Here is a 17,147-nt window from a genome sequence, read left to right on the forward strand (position 1 = left end):
GCCCCTTTTTTGTTTTACTGGTCAGCTCAACCCGCTGTTGCCTCTTCCGACTCAGGCTTGGCTCGGCCTTCCTTCTTGGGCAAAGGCTGGATGTCCAGCTCTACTTCACCGGACTCCACGCCTTTTTCGTCCTTGGTGATCTTCATGTCCACCGTAAGGCGGCCGCCATCGATCAAACGGCCAAATAGCAATTCGTCCGCCAAAGCGCGGCGAATCGTATCCTGGATCAGGCGCTGCATCGGACGGGCGCCCATCAACGGGTCGAAGCCCTTCTTGCCCAGATATTTACGCAGAGTGTCGGTAAACGTTACGTCCACCTTCTTCTCGGCCAACTGGGTTTCCAGTTGCAGCAGGAACTTGTCCACCACGCGCAGAATGATGGTTTCATCCAGCGCCTTGAAGCTTACGGTGGCATCCAGACGGTTGCGGAACTCCGGTGTGAACAGGCGCTTGATATCGGCCATTTCGTCACCCGATTCACGCGGGTTGGTGAAGCCAATGGTCGCCTTGTTCATGGTCTCGGCACCCGCATTCGTCGTCATGATGATAATGACATTGCGGAAGTCGGCCTTGCGTCCGTTGTTGTCGGTCAGCGTACCGTGGTCCATGACCTGCAGCAGCACATTGAAAATGTCCGGGTGGGCCTTTTCAATTTCGTCCAGCAGCAGCACGCAGTGCGGCTTCTTGGTAACGGCCTCGGTCAGCAAGCCACCTTGGTCGAAACCGACATAGCCTGGAGGCGCACCAATTAGGCGGCTCACCGCATGGCGCTCCATGTACTCGGACATGTCGAAGCGGATCAGCTCGATGCCCATGATGTAGGCCAGTTGCTTCGCCGCTTCGGTCTTGCCCACGCCCGTGGGTCCGCTGAACAGGAAAGAGCCGATCGGCTTGTCGCCTTTGCCCAGACCCGAACGCGCCATCTTCACAGCGGATGCCAGCACGTCCAGCGCCTTGTCCTGGCCAAACACCACGCTCTTCAAGTCGCGTTCCAGCGTCTTGAGTTTGCCGCGGTCGTCGTTCGAGACATTCGCGGGCGGAATACGGGCAATCTTGGCCACGATCTCTTCCACCTCGGCCTTGGTAATGGTCTTTTTGCGCTTGCTGGTCGGCAGGATGCGTTGGGCGGCGCCGGCTTCGTCGATCACGTCAATTGCCTTGTCGGGCAGATGGCGGTCGTTGATGTACTTGGCGCTCAACTCGGCAGCGGCCTGCAAAGCAGCCAAAGCGTACTTGACGCCATGGTGTTCTTCAAACCGCGACTTCAAGCCCTTGAGAATTTCCACCGTCTCCTGAACAGACGGCTCTACCACGTCCACCTTTTGGAAGCGGCGTGACAGCGCAGCGTCTTTTTCGAAGATGCCACGGTATTCGGTAAAGGTGGTGGCGCCAATGCACTTCAGCTGGCCGCTGGACAACGCCGGCTTCAGCAGATTGGAGGCATCCAGCGTGCCGCCCGAGGCTGCACCGGCGCCGATCAAGGTGTGGATTTCATCAATAAACAGGATCGCGTTGGGCTTGTCCTTCAAGGACTTGAGCACACCTTTCAGGCGCTGCTCGAAGTCACCGCGGTACTTGGTGCCCGCCAACAGGGCGCCCATGTCCAGGGAATAGACCTGCGCCTCGGCCAGGATTTCCGGCACGTCTTTTTGCGTTATGCGCCATGCCAGCCCCTCGGCGATGGCGGTCTTGCCCACGCCGGCTTCACCCACCAGCAGCGGGTTGTTCTTGCGGCGGCGGCACAGGATCTGGATGGTGCGCTCAACCTCGTATTCACGGCCGATTAGCGGGTCGATCTTGCCCTCTTTGGCCATCTGGTTCAGGTTCTGGGTGAACTGCTCCAGTGGGGAGGCTTTTTCATTCTTCTCGCCGCCGCCCTCTTCGCCTTCAGCCTGGCTGTCGGCGGCCTTCAAGGGCTCGGGTGGATCACTCTTCTTGATACCGTGGGCGATGAAGTTCACCACGTCCAGGCGCGTCACGCCTTGCTGGTGCAGGTAGTAGACGGCGTGAGAATCTTTTTCGCCAAAGATGGCGACCAGTACGTTGGCGCCGGTCACTTCCTTCTTGCCGCTGCCGGTGGACTGCACGTGCATGATGGCGCGCTGGATCACACGCTGGAAGCCCAGCGTGGGCTGGGTATCCACATCGTCTGTGCCGGCGACCTGGGGTGTGTTGTCCTTGATGAAGTTGCTCAGCGACTTGCGCAAATCGTCAATATTTGCGGAGCAGGCACGCAGAACTTCGGCCGCGCTGGGGTTGTCCAGCAAAGCCAGCAGCAGGTGCTCAACCGTAATAAATTCGTGGCGTTGCTGGCGCGCTTCCACGAAAGCCATGTGCAAACTGACTTCCAATTCTTGGGCAATCATGTGAATTCCTTTTTTGCCTTGCTGTTACAACACTCTGATGACGCACTCTACTTGGGATGCAATTTGACTTATTCAAGCAGCCGTTATTCCAACGGCTCGCTGACACACTGTAGCGGGTGTCCAGACTGTTTGGCGGCTTCTAGAACCTGGTCTACCTTGGTGGCTGCCACGTCCTTGGAATACACGCCGCACACGGCTTTTCCATCCAGATGGATCTTGAGCATGATCTGGGTGGCGGTTTCGCGGTCTTTGTTGAAAAACTCTTGGATTACCACCACCACGAACTCCATGGGGGTGTAATCATCATTGAGCAGCAGCACCTGGTACATGTGCGGCGGCTTGATCTTTTCGGTGCGACGCTCAAGCACGACCGAATCGCCGTCGTCGGATTTCGACGGCTGGTTCACGGGCGGCGGTGGCTTTTTGGGAATTTTGGTGGCCATGCTGTCATTCTATAGACGCATTCACACCGTTACCGGCAGAGGTGAATTAGGAGGTTACTTCACCGCGTTTGCGTCCACCATACGGTAATACAAACCGTAGGGATCATCGTTCAGAACGGCAAAACGCCCTTCCACAACCACGGGTTCCATGCTGTATTTCACGGGAGTCTTGGTTTTTATTTCGACCATGCTCTCTGGCCCACCTGGCAGGCAGAAGGCGCAGGTCAGAGGCACCGAGGTCAGCAGGAAATGTTTTTGCTTCTCGCCCGGCTCCAACGGCATCATGAAGCCCTGCACGCGCTGCACCTTCTGGTGCAAGGCGAGCTGGGGCAGGCCGAAATTGGGCAGGATGCGGTTTTTCTCGGCCCGGGTCTTCACGGCGGTCAGCACCGACCAGGGCACCACGTCTGCACGCTCCTGCAGCGGTGCAAACGGGCTGTTGGGGCTGTGGTAGCCGGGGCCAGAGCCGGCCGGCAGGTCGATGGAGCCCAGAGGCGGTGTCTGCGCCAGCGCGGAGCCCAGCGTCAAGGCACTCAGCAGGGAGATGGCGGCGAGTTTCATGGCGTGCTCCGGTGGCTTCTCTGTGAATTGCAAGTTTAATGCTCGTGCTTCATGCCGCAGAATTTGCCAATGGCAATGCCCTTGCAGGCAGCTTGCAATTCCTTGAAGCACACGTCTTCGCCCTTGCCAGCTTCGCGGCATTGCGCGGCAGCTTCATGTGCCGCCGCCATGGCGCGGTGGCGGGCAATGTCTTCCTTGGCCTGGCTCATGTCTTCGGCGGCAAAGGCGCTGGCAGTCAGCAGGGACAGCAGCAAGGCGGTGGCGGTTTTGGTCATGGCAAAGCTCCGATTCAAAAATTTAACGGCTATTCAATAAGGTAGTGACATCCAGCCGGTAGGCTTCCAGCGCCGGCAAGGCTGCGGCCAAAGTGGCCACCACGCCACCCAGCAGCGGCACCCACCATTCGGACGGCAGCCAGATCCAGCCGGTCAGCGGCAGCGAGCGTTCGGCCTGCAGCCAGCTGCCCACCAGTTGGGCTAGCAGATGGCCGCCCAGCAAGCCCAGGGCCGTGGCCATGGCGGCCAGCAGCAGCGCCTCGCACAGCACCAGGCCGGCCACCTTGTAGGGCGACGCGCCCAGCATGCGCAGCATGGCCAGGTCGGCGCGGCGCTCGCGCACGGCGTTCCACAGGGCGATGAAAACGCTCAGGCCGGCGGTCAGCAGCAGCACGGCGCCGAAGCCGCGCAGCACGTCGGTACCCACACCCACCATACGCAGCAGGCGGGTGATTTCTACCGCCGGCGCGGCGGCCTGCATTTCGGTGGCAGTGTTGATGTAGCGCGGAAAGGTCACGGCGGCCAGTGGGCTTTTGTAGGTGATCAGCGCCAGCGTGATCTCGCGCTCGGCTTCCATGATCTTCTGGTCTTCGTCGTCCACGGCGGTGGCTTTTTCATGCACCTTCCAGACCGATTCGGTGGCCGTCAGCACCAGCCGGTCCAGCACGCAGCCGCAGGGGGCCAGTACACCGGTCACCAAGTACGGAAAGTCGCCGTGGATATGGCCGCCGCCGCCCAGACCGTGCGAGCCGTAGAACTTATTGCCCATCGCCAAGCCGGTGTTCTGCGCCACCTGGGCGCCCACCACGGCCTGCATGGGCTGGGTCCACATGGTGCCGGTGGCCAGCTTGGCGTCGTAATGCTCGGCGTAGGCAGTGGTGGTGCCGACGATGCGAAAACCGCGGAAGGTGTCGCCCAGGCTGATGGGGATCAGCTTGGCCACCCGCTTGTCTTTTTCCAGCTCTTGCACGGCGGTGAGCGGGATATTGCCCGGTGGCACGTCAATATGGAACACGCCGGCCAGTATCAGCTGCATGGGGCTGCCCTTGGCCCCGACCACCGCGTCGATGCCGGCCAGGTCGCGGTCAAAAGCGCGGTCCATTTGCTCGCTAGTTAGCCATACGAAGGTGATGGACGCCAGGCCCAGCGCCAGCAGCAGCAGATTGAGAGATGCGGCCAGCGGACGCGACCACAGGTATTTGAAGGATATCGCTACTATTTTCATAGCTTCTCGCGCAGCTTATCCGTGCGTTGCAGGCCAATTTTGCATGTAACTGCATGGGGTAAAGCGGCTGCCACCCGCGCGTCGTGCGTGGCGATGACCAAGGTGGCCTGGCAACGGGCGGCACTGCTTTGCAGCAGGGCCAGGGCCGCTTGGGCCGCATCGTCGTCCAGGCTGGCGGTGGGCTCGTCGGCCAGTATCACCTTGGGCTGCAGCAGCACGGCCCGGGCCAGGGCCACACGCTGGGCCTGGCCGCCGGACAGCTGGCTGGGTTTGCGCTGGGCCAGCTCGGCCAGGCCCAGCACGTCCAGCGTGGATTGCACTGCCTGCGGGTCGTCGACCACGCCGGCTGCCCACTGCGCCATGGCCAGGTTGCCGCGCACGGTCAGCGCCTCGCTCAAATGCAAACGCTGGGGCAAAAAACCGATAGCGCCCGCCCGCCATGCGTCGGTAGCTACCTTTTGAATAGCATTCAGGTTCTGCCCGGCAACCTCGATATGGCCGCCGCTGGCGCGCAGCAGGCCGGCCGCCAGTGCCAGCCAGGTGGATTTACCCGCACCGGACGGGCCTTTGAGCAGCAGCGTGCCACCCTGGGGCACATCAATATCGGGAAAAACCAGCTCGGAGCCCAGATCGGATCTTTTGGCGTAGCGGTAGGCCAGACCCGCCGTACGGATCACGCGCTGGCCCCGGCGGCGCAGTCTATGCACACGCCGCGCACGGCGAAATCCATGCTCATGTCCTGGTAGCCCAGCGCCTGCAAGGCGGCGATGGCGGACTGGGCGGCGCGCTCCAGGTCGCTGGCATTGGCTTTCAGGGCGCCGGCCAGCGGGCTGTCGCGGTGGCAGCTTTGGCATTCGAAATGGGGGATGGCGTGCACGCTGGCCGGCATGGCCTGGTAGCGGCGCACGCGGTTGGCGTCGACACGGCAAAGCAGCAGGCCGACCTGGGTCAGTCGGTCGATCAGGCGGTACAGGGTCACACGGTCGAGGCTTACGGGGTCCTGTGCCTCGCTGCTGTCGCTGGCCAGGGCCGCCTGCAGCTGCGCATGGGTGTAGCTGGTGTCCGGGTGGGCCAGCAGCCAGCCCAGCACCAGGCGCGCGGCACTGGTGCGGCGCAGGCCGTGGGCCGACAACAGCGCGTCAATCGGGTCGACAGCAGTGGGGGGCAACGAGGAAGCCATGGCGTGGTGCTTTGTAAATCTTGACGAAAAATTTAATAACGCAACAAAGTTGCATTACATTAACCGCAATCAGGTTGCATTATTACCGCAACCGGGTGGCTTTATGCCATCTCATTATGTAAAGCCATGTTCACCTTATTCCTACAAAAACTCTTCCAGCGCAGTGTGCTGGCCTGGCCCGCCTGGTTGCGGGTACTGACTCTGTTGCCCGTGGTGGCGCTGCTATGGCTGGCCGTGGCCTGGGCCAATATGGATGTGGCGCCATGGTGAATGACCTCACGTTGTACAACCTCACGGTCAGCTACCGCCAACACCCTGCCCTGCACCACATCAGCGGTCAGTTTGCCCCCGGCTCGCTGACAGCCGTGGTGGGACCGAATGGCTCGGGCAAAAGCACGCTGCTAAAAAGCATCATGGGCCTGTTGCCCTTGGGCGGTGGCCGGGTGGACCTGCCTGTGCCGCGCCAGCGTATTGCCTACCTGCCGCAGCTGGCCGAGATAGACCGGGGCTTTCCCATGGACGTGCGCGACTGCGTGCTGCTGGGCTGCTGGCCGCGCCAGGGCGCCTGGGGCGGTGTAGATGCAGCCCAACTGGCCCGCGCCGATACCGCCCTGCAGGCCGTGGGGCTGGACGACTTTGGCCGGCGGTCCATCGGCTCCTTGTCCAGTGGGCAACTACAACGCGTGTTGTTTGCCCGCATGGTGGTGCAAGACGCGGACCTGATCCTGCTGGACGAGCCTTTCAACGCCATGGACAGCAAAACCACTGCCGCCCTACTGGGCCTGATCCGCGAATGGCATAGCCAGCAGCGTACGGTGATTGCCGTGCTGCACGACGACGCGCAGGTGCGCGAGCATTTCCCGCAGACCCTGCTGCTGGCGCGCGAACTGGTGGCCTGGGGGCCAACCGCACAGGTAATGACCGACGGCAATCTGCGCCGCGCGCGCGCCATGGCCGAGGCCTGGGACGAGACCGCCGAAGTCTGCTCCATAGACAACTTGGACCAGGTACAAGCCATGCGCGCACCATCCGCCCAGAAAGTACTCGCGTGATGGATCTGCTGCACAGCCTGTGGGACATTGCTTTGGCCCCGTTCGCCGATTTCGCCTTCATGCGCCGCGCGCTGGTGGCCACGCTGGCCCTGTCGCTCAGCGCAGCGCCGCTGGGCGTGTTTTTAACGCTGCGCCGCATGAGCCTGCTGGGCGATGCGCTCAGCCATGCCATCCTGCCCGGCGTGGCCATCGGCTTCATGCTCTGCGGCCTGTCACTGACGGCCATGGCCCTGGGCGGCGTCGTCGTCGGCATGCTAGTGGCGGCGCTGGCCGGCTGGATCAGCCGCGCCACCGCGCTGAAAGAAGACGCCAGCCTGGCCGCCATCTACCTGGTGTCGCTGGCGCTGGGCGTTACCTTGATATCGCGCCACGGCACGCAGTTGGATCTGCTGCACATCCTATTCGGCAGCGCCCTGGGGGTGGACAGCGCCGGCCTGCAACTGGTGGCGACGGTGGCCAGCGTCAGTGTGCTGGCCCTGGCCGCTGCCTACCGAGGCCTGGTGCTGGAGAGTTTCGACCCGGTATTCCTCAGCGCTGCCGGCAAGCGCAGCTGGGGTACCTGGGTATGGCAGCAGGGCTTTTTGATGCTGGTGGTCATCAACCTGGTGGCTGGCTTCCAGACCCTGGGCACGCTGATGGCCGTCGGCCTGATGATGATCCCAGCCGTGTCGGCCCGGCTCTGGCACGACACCCTGCCCGCCCAGTTGGTCAACGCCAGCCTGCAAGCCATGCTGGCCGGCGTGGCTGGGTTGCTGCTGTCCTACCACTTTGACACGCCCTCCGGCCCAACCATCATCGGGTGCGCCGGGGCTTTGTACGCGGCTTCGCTGCTGCTGTCGCCCGGCGGCTGGCTGCAACGTAACTGGGTACGCACGCATCGCGTGGCCTAACTGCTTTTCCACTCCAACCTGTCTATCTCTATGCACAACATCGTCCGCAAACTGCTCGTCCCCCTGGCCGCCGCCGTGCTCAGCACCACCGGCTATGCCGCCGACAAAATCCCCGTGGTCGCCAGCTTCAGCATCCTGGGCGACCTGGTGCGCGTGGTGGGCGGCGACCGTGTGAACGTCAGCACCCTGGTCGGCCCGAACGAAGACGCTCACGAGTTCGAACCCAAGCCGGCGGACGCGAAAAGCATCGTCCAGTCCAAGCTCTTCGTGGTCAACGGCCTGGGCTTTGAGCACTGGGCGCAGAAGCTGGCCAAGTCGGCCAACTACAAGGGCGTCACCGTGGTCGCATCGACCGGCGTGAAGGCCCGCACCATGGCTTCTGAGGACGGCAAGGGCGTGGAAACCGACCCCCACGCCTGGCAAAACCCTGAAAACGTGGTGCTATATGTGCGCAATATCGCCACCGGCCTGGCCAAGCTCGACCCCGAAGGCGCCGCTAGCTACAAGGCCCATAGCGAAGCCTATGTGAAAGAGCTGCAAACGCTGGACAGCTGGGCCAAAGAGCAGTTCGCCAGCCTGCCCAAAGAGAAGCGCAAGGTGATTACCTCGCACGATGCGTTTGGCTACTTTGCCGCGCACTACGGTATCCGCTTCCTGGCGCCGCAGGGCATCTCCACCGACGCGGAACCCAGTGCCAAGCAAGTCGCCCAGCTGATCAAGCAGATCCAGCGCGAAAAGATCAACGCCGTGTTCCTGGAAAACATGAGCAACCCCAAGCTGCTGGAGCAAATCAGCAAAGACGCCGGCGCCACCGTGGGCGCCAGCCTGTATGCCGACGCCCTGTCCGTCCCCGGCCAGCCCGGCGCAACCTACCTGGAAATGGCCCGCTACAACGTCAGCGCCCTGCTGGCAGGCATGCAGAAGAACTGAACAGCATTGCTATTGATTAGATAGCTACCAGCGCAGGTATTACCTGCGCTAGAACCCTAAAAATCTTGTAGACATCCCCGAGCCCGCCGCCGGGGCTGGACAACCCACGCCCATACCATGCCACAGCAGCAACTCACTTTGACACCCCTGGCGGCCAGCATCCTTGCCCTGGCCGCTCATGGCGCCCACGCCCAGGACGCCGCGCCCAAGTCACTCGCCCCGGTGGTGGTGAACGCCAACCCTACGGTCACCCAGCCCGGCTCGCTGCGCAGCGACATCGTCAAGACCGAAAGCATCAACGCCAAAGAGATCGCCAAGACCGGCGCCACCAACCTCACCGAGTTGATGGCGCACCGCCCCGGCGTGGACGTGCAGGTGGAATGCTCAGTCTGCAATGTGCGCAACATCACGCTAAACAACCTGCCCGGCCGCTACACCACGCTGACGCTGGACGGCGTGCCCATCTTCTCGTCCGTCTCCAATGCCTACGGCCTGGACATGGTGGGCGTGAACGGGCTGGAGCGGGTGGACATCTCGCGCGGCGCGGGCACCAGCCTGGTCGCCCCCGAATCGCTGGCCGGCACGGTCAACCTGGTCACCCGGCGGCCCCACAAAGACGAAGGCGAGCTGGACCTGAGCGCGGGCAGCTACGGCATGCGCCGCGCCACGGCCTATGCCGCCAAAGCCTTTGACGGTGGCGCCATCACCTTCAACGCCACCCAGCAGCAACACGACAGCGTGGACGGCGTAGGCACCGGCGTGTCGCAATACACCGGCTACCACCGCACGCTGGGCGGCCTGGGCCTGTTTCTGGACGATGTGGGCGGCTTCAAGCTGAAGGCGCGCTTCGACTCCATCGAAGAAAAGCGTATGGGCGGCCCGCTGGGCGACGACTATGACGGCGTGCGCGCCGACACATCCGGCAATCCGTTCGATTTCAGCAAGGGGCCACACGCCTCGCCGGTAGCGAACAGCTGGGTCAACCCGTCGGACGGCAGCACTATGCCGGCCTATGACGACGGCCGCTTTGGCCTGGCGCAAATCATCTTCACGCACCGCGACCAGTTCGTCAGTACCGCCGAGCGCGACTTTGGCGACACCAAGCTGCGCTTTGCCTTTGGCTATGCCGAGCACAAACAGGACTCCTGGTACGGCGGCGACGCCGACTACTTCGGCAAGCAAAAGCAGTACTACCTGGAGAGCAGCCTGCAGTCCTGGGTCGGCGCCACGCTGCTGACCGGCGGCATCAACTACCGCTATGAAGACCTGCACAGCCTGTCGGTCAGCGAAGACCCGTCCACCCCCACCTTCGGCATTCCGCGCAGCGATGCGGACACCTACACCTACCGCACGCCGGGCGTATTCCTGCAGGGCTACCGCACCTTTTTTGACGACGACCTGGAAGTGACCGGCAGCCTGCGCTATGACCGCAACAACGTCTACGGCGGCATCACCACCCCGCGCCTGGACATGCTGTGGCACCACACGGACAGCATCTCCAGCCGGCTGGCGCTGGGCCAGGGCTTCCGCCTGCCGACCTCGTTCTTCGAGTTGGAGCATGCCATACTGTCGGCGCCCGCGGTGGACCGCTCGCAGGCCAAGGCCGAGAAGTCGAACAACATCTCCTACGCCTGGAATATCGAGACCGACCGCAACTCCTTCACCGCCTCGGTCAATCACACGCGCATCAACAACCTGGCGCTGTTCGTGGACGATACGGCCAACTCCGGTGCCTTCCTGCTGCAGCCGGCCAAGAGCGGCTACACGGTGAACAACGTGGATGTGGTGGGCACCTGGCAGGCGACGCCGGCCGACAAGCTCAGCGCAGGCTTCGAGCGCTACCAGTACCGTTTCAACACCACAGACTTCCAGGGCAGCCTGTTCGCCCGGCCCGATTACCGCGCCACCTTCGGCCTGGATCACGACGCGGGCGGCTGGAACTTCAATCTGCGCGCCACCTACACCGGCCCACAAGACCTGGCCAAGTTCTACGACTATGCCGACACCCCGCGCTTCAACCTGGACGGCACACCCAAGCCCGACAAAAGCCCCGGCTTCTGGCTGGTGGATGCGCGCACCTCCTACCAGTGGAACAAAAACGTCTCCACCTACCTGGGCATCAACAACGTATTCAACTACCAACAGGCCAAGAAGGACAGCTTTCTGTGGCTGGACCAGAACGGCAATATCGACGTGACCCACATCTGGGGCCCGAACATAGGCCGCAGCATTACGGCGGGCGTGAAGCTCACGTTCTGAATGCAGCCACGCTCCACTTTGTCCAGGCGGCAGTGGCTGGGCCAGGCCGCCTGTGTGCTGGCTAGCCCGGCCCTGGCCGCGCCCGCCACCTGGGACTTCACCCTGCCCACGCTGGAGGGAGACCGCTTTGTGCAGCTATCCCAGCTGCGCGGGCCGGTGCTGGTCAACTTCTGGAGCCGCGACTGCCCGCCCTGCGTGGCCGAACTGCCGCGCCTGCAGACCTTTGCCAAGAACCAAGCCGGCTGGACCCTGCTGCTGGTAGCCACCGATGCGCCGCAACTAGCCCAGCAGTTCCTGCTGCAGCGCGGCATAGTCGGGCTGACCGTGTTGCGCGCCAGTGCCAACCCCGCAGCGCTGATGCGCGGCGCCGGCAACCGCAGCGGCGCCCTGCCCTTTAGCGTGGCACTGCGCGATGGGCGCATCTGCCAGGCGCATACCGGCGAGCTGACCGATGCCGATCTGCAGACGCTGCTTACGGCCTGCGCCGGCCCAACTTAGAAATCCGTGCCTGGCGCAGATATTCAGGCGCTTTTCCGCTATCTTTTCAATAGCTTACAGGCAAATACGCACTGCTTTGCAGACCATGGTCAGCACATCGCCGCCCAGCATGGAGAACTGGAACAGCTTGTGCTCGTCCGGTACGAGCTGGTGCGCAAGGGGCTCGGCCAACTCCAGGCCGTTTTCACTGTTGGTTAGCATGACAAAGCCATCCCCGGTTTGAAGGGACGCCATCACGAAGGCGCGGTAGCCGGTGTTATTGCCCCAGTGCCAGATATAGAGCCCCTGGCCGGTGGTCTCCAGTCCCCAGCCCAATCCCCAAGAGATGCCCAGGCGGGGCTCCACCGGCACGGGAGAAGCCGTCAGCTGCTGGAGCAAGGGCGCATCGTTAAGCACCGTGGCCAGAAACTTGCCATAGTCTTCGGCCGAGGTGTACAGCGAGAAAGCGGCAATCGGTTGCTTCAACTGCAGGGTTGTCCTGGGTGCGCCGTTGGTTTTGGTCCCAGGCACGACCTGGTGTGCAAGCTCGTCTTTCCACACATAGCTGCTGTGCTCCATACCCAAGGGCTGGAATACCTGGGCGGCCATGAAGCGGTCCAGCGGCTCGCCGGTCAGCGCTTCCACCGCCCGCTGCAGCAGCACAAAGCCCTCGCCGGAATAGCCCCAACGGGTACCTGGCGCCGCATCGAAGCCCAGCGGACCGGATGCCCAGTTGGGTAGCCCGGAGGTGTGGGTCAGCACCATGCGTGCCGTCACGGCCTCGATGCGCGGGTCCGCCACCAGGTCGAAAGGCTCAGCCTTCAAAGGCTGGTGCCGGTGCTTATAGCCCTGGGGCAGGTAGTGCATCAAGGGCGTATCCAGTGCCAACCGGCCCTGCTCCACCAACTTCAGCACCGCGTAGGCAAATACCGGCTTGCCCAGGGAGGCCGCCTGGAAAACGCTGTGGGTGTCCAATGCCGCCGCCGGAGTGCAACCGGAGGCTGTTTCGATGGCATCCAACTCGCGGTTCTTGATGACCGCCAAGCCCACGGCGCACACATGGTGTTGTTGCGCCAGTGTTTGCAGAGTGTTGTGCAGGTTGTCAGTGCTGGAATCCACCCGGCCCGGGGACGCACATCCGTACAGAAAAATAGCGGCAGCCGGCGCCAGCGCCCGGCATTTGCGCCAATGACGTGTCCATGGCATCGAACGCCCGAATGGCTTCTGTATCCCCTTCATCGCGTGAACACCAGCAGCAGGTTATTGGCCGGCATCTGCACCCGCTCGCGCAGCTGCAGGCCCGCCAGCTTTGCCTGCTGAGCCACATCGTCCAGCTGGCGCAAGCCCCAGGCGGGGTTGCGCTGGCGCAGGTCGGCATCAAAGGCCAGGTTGCCCGGGGACGTAGTTACACCCGCTTCCAGATACGGACCATAGGTGATAAGCACGCCTTGTGGCGTCAATTGTCTTGCCGCGCCCGCCATCAGCGCCGCACAGCAAGCCCAGGGGGCGATGTGCAGCATGTTGGCGCAGTACACCAGGTCCATGGCTTGTACAGGCCAGTCTGGCGCCAGCACATCCAGCAGCACGGGCGACAAGACATTGGCCGCTCCAGCCTGGGCGCACCAGTAGGCAATCGAGCCGAAGGCGTCCGCCTGGGCGTCGCTGGGCTGCCACTGCCAGCCGGGCAGGCCCCGGGCAAAGCCGGCTACGTGCTGGCCGGTGCCGCTGGCGATTTCCAGCGCATGTCCCTGGGCGGGAAGGATGCGCTGCAACTCGGCCAGGATGGGAGGCAGATTGCGTTCGGCGGCGGGGCTGTGCAGGGGTTCGAAATGCGAGGTCATCTACCGAGCTTAGCGTGGCATCCAGGCACCGCAACTCCAGCATTGTTCAAAGCCGCCCTCCACCAGCTCGCCGCAACAGCACTGCCAACGGCGCTGGGGCACATTCTGCAGGTGGTGCAGCAGCGTGCGGGCCTGGGCCTCCTGGGCCGGGTGCTGAATCCACACCTCGGGCAGACACTGGTCGGGGGGCAGCTCGCCAGCCACACCCACCAGGTACTGGCGCTGCACGCTGGCGGCAATGCCCTCCACCGCCAGGGCGTCGGCCCACAGCGTGGCGATGGCGAGATTGGGGGCCTGGGTCAAGCGCAACATAGCTATAAGCATACGCGCTATGGGGGCGTTTTCGGCAGTGTCTTTGCTGCTTTTTTGATAGCTGCTTGCGCAGGTGAATCCTGCGCTACAGGCCTATTTTTTATAAATCTTTGGCACCCCGCTCAGACGCTGGGCAGCGTGTAGTCCTTGAGCAGCTCGCGCAGCCGCATCTTTTGCATCTTGCCAGTGGCGCCCATGGGGATGGCGTCCACAAACACCACATCGTCCGGGATCTGCCATTTGGCGGTTTTACCCTGGTAGAACTGCAGCAAATCCGCCACGTCCACGACCGCGCCCGGCTTTTTCACGGCCACGATCACCGGCCGCTCGTCCCACTTGGGGTGCTTCACGCCTATGCAGGCCGCCATGGCGATGGCTGGGTGAGCCACGGCGATGTTTTCCAGCTCGATGGAGCTGATCCATTCGCCGCCGGACTTGATCACGTCCTTGCTGCGGTCGGTGATTTGCAAAAAGCCGTCGGGGCAGATGGTGGCCACGTCGCCGGTGGGGAACCAGGCCATGCCATTGGCGTCGCGCACCAGCGGGTCACCGCCATCGCCTTTGAAATACTCCGCCACCACCCAGGGGCCTTTGACCAGCAGGTCGCCCGCCGTGTGGCCGTCATGCGGCAGGGCCTGGCCGTTGGCGTCCACGATTTCCATGTCCACCCCAAACACCGCACGGCCCTGCTTCTGGCGGATCTTCATTTGCGCATCCGGCGGCAGGGCCAGATGCTTTTGCTTGAGCGAACACAGCGTGCCAACCGGAGAAAGCTCGGTCATGCCCCAGGCATGCAGCACCTCCACGCCGTAGTCGTCCTGGAACGAGCGCAGCATGGCTGGCGGGCAGGCCGCGCCGCCAATCACCGTACGTTGCAAGGAAGAAAAGCGCAGGCCGCCGGCCTGCAGATGGCCCAGCAGCATCTGCCACACGGTGGGTACGCCAGCGGCCATGGTGACCTGTTCGGCCTCCATCAGCTCATAGACCGACTTGCCATCCAGCGCCGGCCCGGGAAACACCAGCTTGCAGCCCACCATGGCCGCCGCGTACGGCAGGCCCCAGGCATTGACGTGGAACATGGGCACCACCGGCAGTACGGCGTCGCGCGCGCGCAGGCACATCACGTCGGGCAAGGAGATGGCATAAGCGTGCAGCACGGTGGAGCGGTGGCTGTACAGCGCGGCCTTGGGGTTGCCGGTGGTGCCACTGGTGTAGCAGAGGCTGGAGGCGGTGTTTTCGTTCAGGCCGGGCCAGGTGTACACGTCTGACTGGCCGGCGATCCAGGCCTCATAGCTGCACAGGCCGGGGATGCCGGTGTCGGCCGGCAAGGCATCGGCATCGCACAGCGCCACCCAGTGGCGGACGGTGGGACAACGGCCGCACACCGACCGGACGATGGGCAGAAAACCAAGGTCAAAGCACAGCACCTGGTCTTCGGCATGGTTGACGATCCAGGCCAACTGGTCGATATGCAGGCGCGGATTCACGGTATGCAGCACCCGCCCGGAGCCGCTGACGCCGTAGTACAGCTCCATGTGGCGGTAGCCGTTCCAGGCCAGGGTGGCGACACGCTCGCCGGCGGCCAGGCCCCAGGCGTCCAGCCCGTTGGCTACCCGGCGCGCCCGGGCCGCCACCGTGCGGTAGTCGCTGCGGTGGATGTCGCCCTCGACCCGGCGCGACACGATCTCGGCATCGCCGTGGTGGCGCTCGGCGAATTCGATCAAGTTCGAAATCAGCATCGCCTGGTTTTGCATCAGACCCAGCATTTCTTGTCTCCTTTTGCTATCTCCCCAGTATCGGCGGGGCTTGGCAGACGCGCGTCAGTGTTGTCCCGCAACTTGGGGATGCCTGCAGTTTGCTTCCAAATGGATAGCAGCTGGCGTAGATAGCTCCTGCGCTAAGTACCAATTTGACACATAAAATACCTGGCAAGCAGAACCAAACCGGCCAGCCCGGAGTCCCAGGCTTGTAAGCCGGGGTCTGCGGCCCCACATGGTTTCCACGCCCAGAAGGGCTTTTACCCACGCTGTAAGCTCACCACCATGACACACAAAATTGAAAAGACCGACGCCGAATGGAAGGCCTTGCTGGCCGAAAAAGGCGCGGAACCCGTGGCCTTCCAGGTGACGCGCCACGCCGCCACCGAGCGCCCGCACACCGGCAAGTACGACCAGAACTGGGCCAAAGGTGAATACCGCTGCATCTGCTGCGACGCCAAGCTGTTCGACTCGGCCACCAAATTCGACGCTGGCTGCGGCTGGCCCAGCTTCTCGCAAGAAGCCGAGCCCGGCGCCATCGAAGAAATCACCGACACCAGCCACGGCATGCGCCGGGTGGAAACCGTCTGCTCTCAGTGTGGCGCCCACCTGGGCCATGTCTTTGAAGACGGCCCGGCGCCCACCGGCTTGCGCTATTGCATGAATTCCGCGTCGCTGGACTTCAAGGCCAGTTAAGCTTGAGGGGTGGGCCTTCGGCCTCCCTTCCCATGATGCCACCATGAAACTCCTGCTCGACTTCCTCCCCATCCTGCTGTTCGTCGTCACCTACAAGCTGTCCACCATTTATGTGGCTACGGGTGTGCTGATGGTGGCCACCATCGTCCAGATGGGCATTACCTACGCCATTGAGCGCCAGCTCACCACCATGCACAAAATGACTTTGGGCATGGTGTTGGCCTTTGGCGCCCTGACCCTGGTGCTGCAAAACGAAACCTTCATCAAGTGGAAGCCCACTGTGCTCTACATCGCCATGGCCCTGGCCATGTGCATAGCCATGTGGGTCATGAAGAAGAACTACCTCAAGCTCATGCTGGGCAGCCAGTTGGAGCTGCCCGACGCGGTGTGGATGCGCCTGAACGTGGCCTGGATGCTGTACTGCCTGTTCATGGCCGGCATCAACGGCTATGTAGCGGCCTACTACAGCACCGACGAGTGGATCAACTTCAAGATCTGGGGCTATGTGTTCCCGCTGGCCTTCATGGTCGGCCAGGGCATTTACATCTCGCGCTACCTGGGCCCGGAGCCGGCTGCCGAGGCGGACGCCGCCGACAAGCAAGCATGAGCCCTACCGCCGACCAACTCGCCCAGCGCCTGCGCGGCACTCTGGCCCCCACGCAGCTGGAGGTGCTGGACGAAAGCGCAGCCCATGCCGGGCACAGCGGCTCCAACGGCAGCAACTGGGGTACCCACTTCCGCGTGCGCATTGCTTCACCCTTGTTTACCCAGCAGTCCCGGGTGGCGCGCCATAGGCTTGTGTATGATGCGTTGCAAGAATTTATCGACCAGGGCGTACACGCGATTGCTATTGAAGTGCTGTAAACCGGGTCCGAACCTCTTC

The 17,147-nt window shown here is 63.0% G+C and carries 20 protein-coding genes; 9 read left to right on the plus strand and 11 right to left on the minus strand.

All coding sequences use genetic code 11. The features are described 5' to 3' along the window. Positions 1-26 precede the first annotated feature (26 nt). The 7 genes from clpA to AC07VY_RS13845 all read right to left on the minus strand — a co-directional run bounded on the left by clpA (position 27) and on the right by AC07VY_RS13845 (position 6,050). Positions 27-2,366, minus strand: a complete 2,340-nt coding sequence (gene clpA, locus AC07VY_RS13815) for an ATP-dependent Clp protease ATP-binding subunit ClpA (RefSeq protein ID WP_495074297.1) — start codon at positions 2,364-2,366, stop codon at positions 27-29. Between the two features lie 83 nt (positions 2,367-2,449). Continuing rightward, positions 2,450-2,809 carry an ATP-dependent Clp protease adapter ClpS gene (gene clpS / locus AC07VY_RS13820; protein ID WP_495074298.1) on the minus strand — a complete coding sequence of 120 codons (360 nt, stop codon included), beginning with the start codon at positions 2,807-2,809 and terminating at the stop codon, positions 2,450-2,452. Between the two features lie 54 nt (positions 2,810-2,863). Then, positions 2,864-3,370: a DUF3299 domain-containing protein gene (locus tag AC07VY_RS13825; protein WP_495074299.1), complete on the minus strand. Its 507-nt coding sequence runs from the start codon at positions 3,368-3,370 to the stop codon at positions 2,864-2,866. Between the two features lie 35 nt (positions 3,371-3,405). Further along, positions 3,406-3,645: a hypothetical protein gene (locus tag AC07VY_RS13830; RefSeq protein ID WP_495074300.1), complete on the minus strand. Its 240-nt coding sequence runs from the start codon at positions 3,643-3,645 to the stop codon at positions 3,406-3,408. A 22-nt stretch (positions 3,646-3,667) separates the two neighbouring features. Further along, positions 3,668-4,870 carry an FtsX-like permease family protein gene (locus tag AC07VY_RS13835; RefSeq protein WP_495098183.1) on the minus strand — a complete coding sequence of 401 codons (1,203 nt, stop codon included), beginning with the start codon at positions 4,868-4,870 and terminating at the stop codon, positions 3,668-3,670. Beyond that, positions 4,867-5,547 (minus strand): ATP-binding cassette domain-containing protein, encoded by a 681-nt coding sequence (locus AC07VY_RS13840; protein WP_495098203.1) that lies wholly within the window; start codon positions 5,545-5,547, stop codon positions 4,867-4,869. Before AC07VY_RS13840 ends, AC07VY_RS13835 begins: the two co-directional genes overlap by 4 nt. Further along, complete coding sequence (locus tag AC07VY_RS13845) at positions 5,544-6,050, minus strand: Fur family transcriptional regulator (RefSeq protein WP_495098182.1); 507 nt, start codon at positions 6,048-6,050, stop codon at positions 5,544-5,546. The genes AC07VY_RS13840 and AC07VY_RS13845 overlap by 4 nt, the downstream gene beginning before the upstream one ends. A gap of 126 nt (positions 6,051-6,176) precedes the next feature. Here AC07VY_RS13845 and AC07VY_RS13850 point away from each other — a divergent pair, with 126 nt between their 5' ends. From AC07VY_RS13850 to AC07VY_RS13875, 6 genes are all read left to right on the plus strand, one after another. Next, a complete protein-coding gene (locus AC07VY_RS13850; RefSeq protein WP_495074303.1) occupies positions 6,177-6,320 on the plus strand; it encodes a hypothetical protein in 144 nt (47 codons plus the stop codon). Next, on the plus strand, positions 6,314-7,102 hold the full coding sequence (locus AC07VY_RS13855) for a metal ABC transporter ATP-binding protein (protein WP_495098181.1): 789 nt from the start codon (positions 6,314-6,316) through the stop codon (positions 7,100-7,102). The genes AC07VY_RS13850 and AC07VY_RS13855 overlap by 7 nt, the downstream gene beginning before the upstream one ends. Beyond that, positions 7,102-7,992 (plus strand): metal ABC transporter permease, encoded by an 891-nt coding sequence (locus tag AC07VY_RS13860; protein WP_495098180.1) that lies wholly within the window; start codon positions 7,102-7,104, stop codon positions 7,990-7,992. The genes AC07VY_RS13855 and AC07VY_RS13860 overlap by 1 nt, the downstream gene beginning before the upstream one ends. Before the next feature lie 30 nt (positions 7,993-8,022). Beyond that, positions 8,023-8,922 (plus strand): metal ABC transporter substrate-binding protein, encoded by a 900-nt coding sequence (locus AC07VY_RS13865; protein ID WP_495074306.1) that lies wholly within the window; start codon positions 8,023-8,025, stop codon positions 8,920-8,922. 117 nt (positions 8,923-9,039) lie between these two features. Beyond that, entirely contained in the window at positions 9,040-11,181 is a 2,142-nt protein-coding gene (locus AC07VY_RS13870; RefSeq protein WP_495098179.1) for a TonB-dependent receptor plug domain-containing protein, read from the plus strand. Further along, positions 11,182-11,679 carry a TlpA family protein disulfide reductase gene (locus AC07VY_RS13875; protein ID WP_495098178.1) on the plus strand — a complete coding sequence of 166 codons (498 nt, stop codon included), beginning with the start codon at positions 11,182-11,184 and terminating at the stop codon, positions 11,677-11,679. A gap of 54 nt (positions 11,680-11,733) precedes the next feature. On the opposite strand, the gene AC07VY_RS13880 is transcribed toward AC07VY_RS13875, so the two are convergent. From AC07VY_RS13880 to AC07VY_RS13895, 4 genes are all read right to left on the minus strand, one after another. Continuing rightward, the gene (locus tag AC07VY_RS13880) at positions 11,734-12,864 is read right to left on the minus strand and encodes a serine hydrolase domain-containing protein (protein WP_495098177.1); all 1,131 of its coding nucleotides are present in this window, start codon (positions 12,862-12,864) and stop codon (positions 11,734-11,736) included. A gap of 29 nt (positions 12,865-12,893) precedes the next feature. Beyond that, positions 12,894-13,499, minus strand: a complete 606-nt coding sequence (locus tag AC07VY_RS13885; RefSeq protein ID WP_495098176.1) for a DUF938 domain-containing protein — start codon at positions 13,497-13,499, stop codon at positions 12,894-12,896. 9 nt (positions 13,500-13,508) lie between these two features. Beyond that, positions 13,509-13,811, minus strand: a complete 303-nt coding sequence (locus tag AC07VY_RS13890; protein WP_495074311.1) for a DUF2007 domain-containing protein — start codon at positions 13,809-13,811, stop codon at positions 13,509-13,511. Positions 13,812-13,933: 122 nt separating this feature from the next. Next, positions 13,934-15,577 carry a 3-(methylthio)propionyl-CoA ligase gene (locus tag AC07VY_RS13895; protein ID WP_495098175.1) on the minus strand — a complete coding sequence of 548 codons (1,644 nt, stop codon included), beginning with the start codon at positions 15,575-15,577 and terminating at the stop codon, positions 13,934-13,936. A 276-nt stretch (positions 15,578-15,853) separates the two neighbouring features. On the opposite strand from AC07VY_RS13895, the gene msrB reads away from it, so the two are divergent. Genes msrB through AC07VY_RS13910 form a run of 3 tightly spaced genes read left to right on the plus strand, consistent with a single transcriptional unit; the run spans position 15,854 to position 17,128 of the window. After that, the gene (msrB, locus tag AC07VY_RS13900) at positions 15,854-16,264 is read left to right on the plus strand and encodes a peptide-methionine (R)-S-oxide reductase MsrB (protein ID WP_495074313.1); all 411 of its coding nucleotides are present in this window, start codon (positions 15,854-15,856) and stop codon (positions 16,262-16,264) included. Between the two features lie 43 nt (positions 16,265-16,307). Continuing rightward, positions 16,308-16,871 carry a septation protein A gene (locus AC07VY_RS13905; protein WP_495074314.1) on the plus strand — a complete coding sequence of 188 codons (564 nt, stop codon included), beginning with the start codon at positions 16,308-16,310 and terminating at the stop codon, positions 16,869-16,871. Then, on the plus strand, positions 16,868-17,128 hold the full coding sequence (locus tag AC07VY_RS13910; RefSeq protein ID WP_495074315.1) for a BolA family protein: 261 nt from the start codon (positions 16,868-16,870) through the stop codon (positions 17,126-17,128). The genes AC07VY_RS13905 and AC07VY_RS13910 overlap by 4 nt, the downstream gene beginning before the upstream one ends. The last annotated feature ends 19 nt before the right edge of the window (positions 17,129-17,147 follow it).

This window comes from Rhodoferax sp. GW821-FHT02C08, from assembly GCF_059421805.1.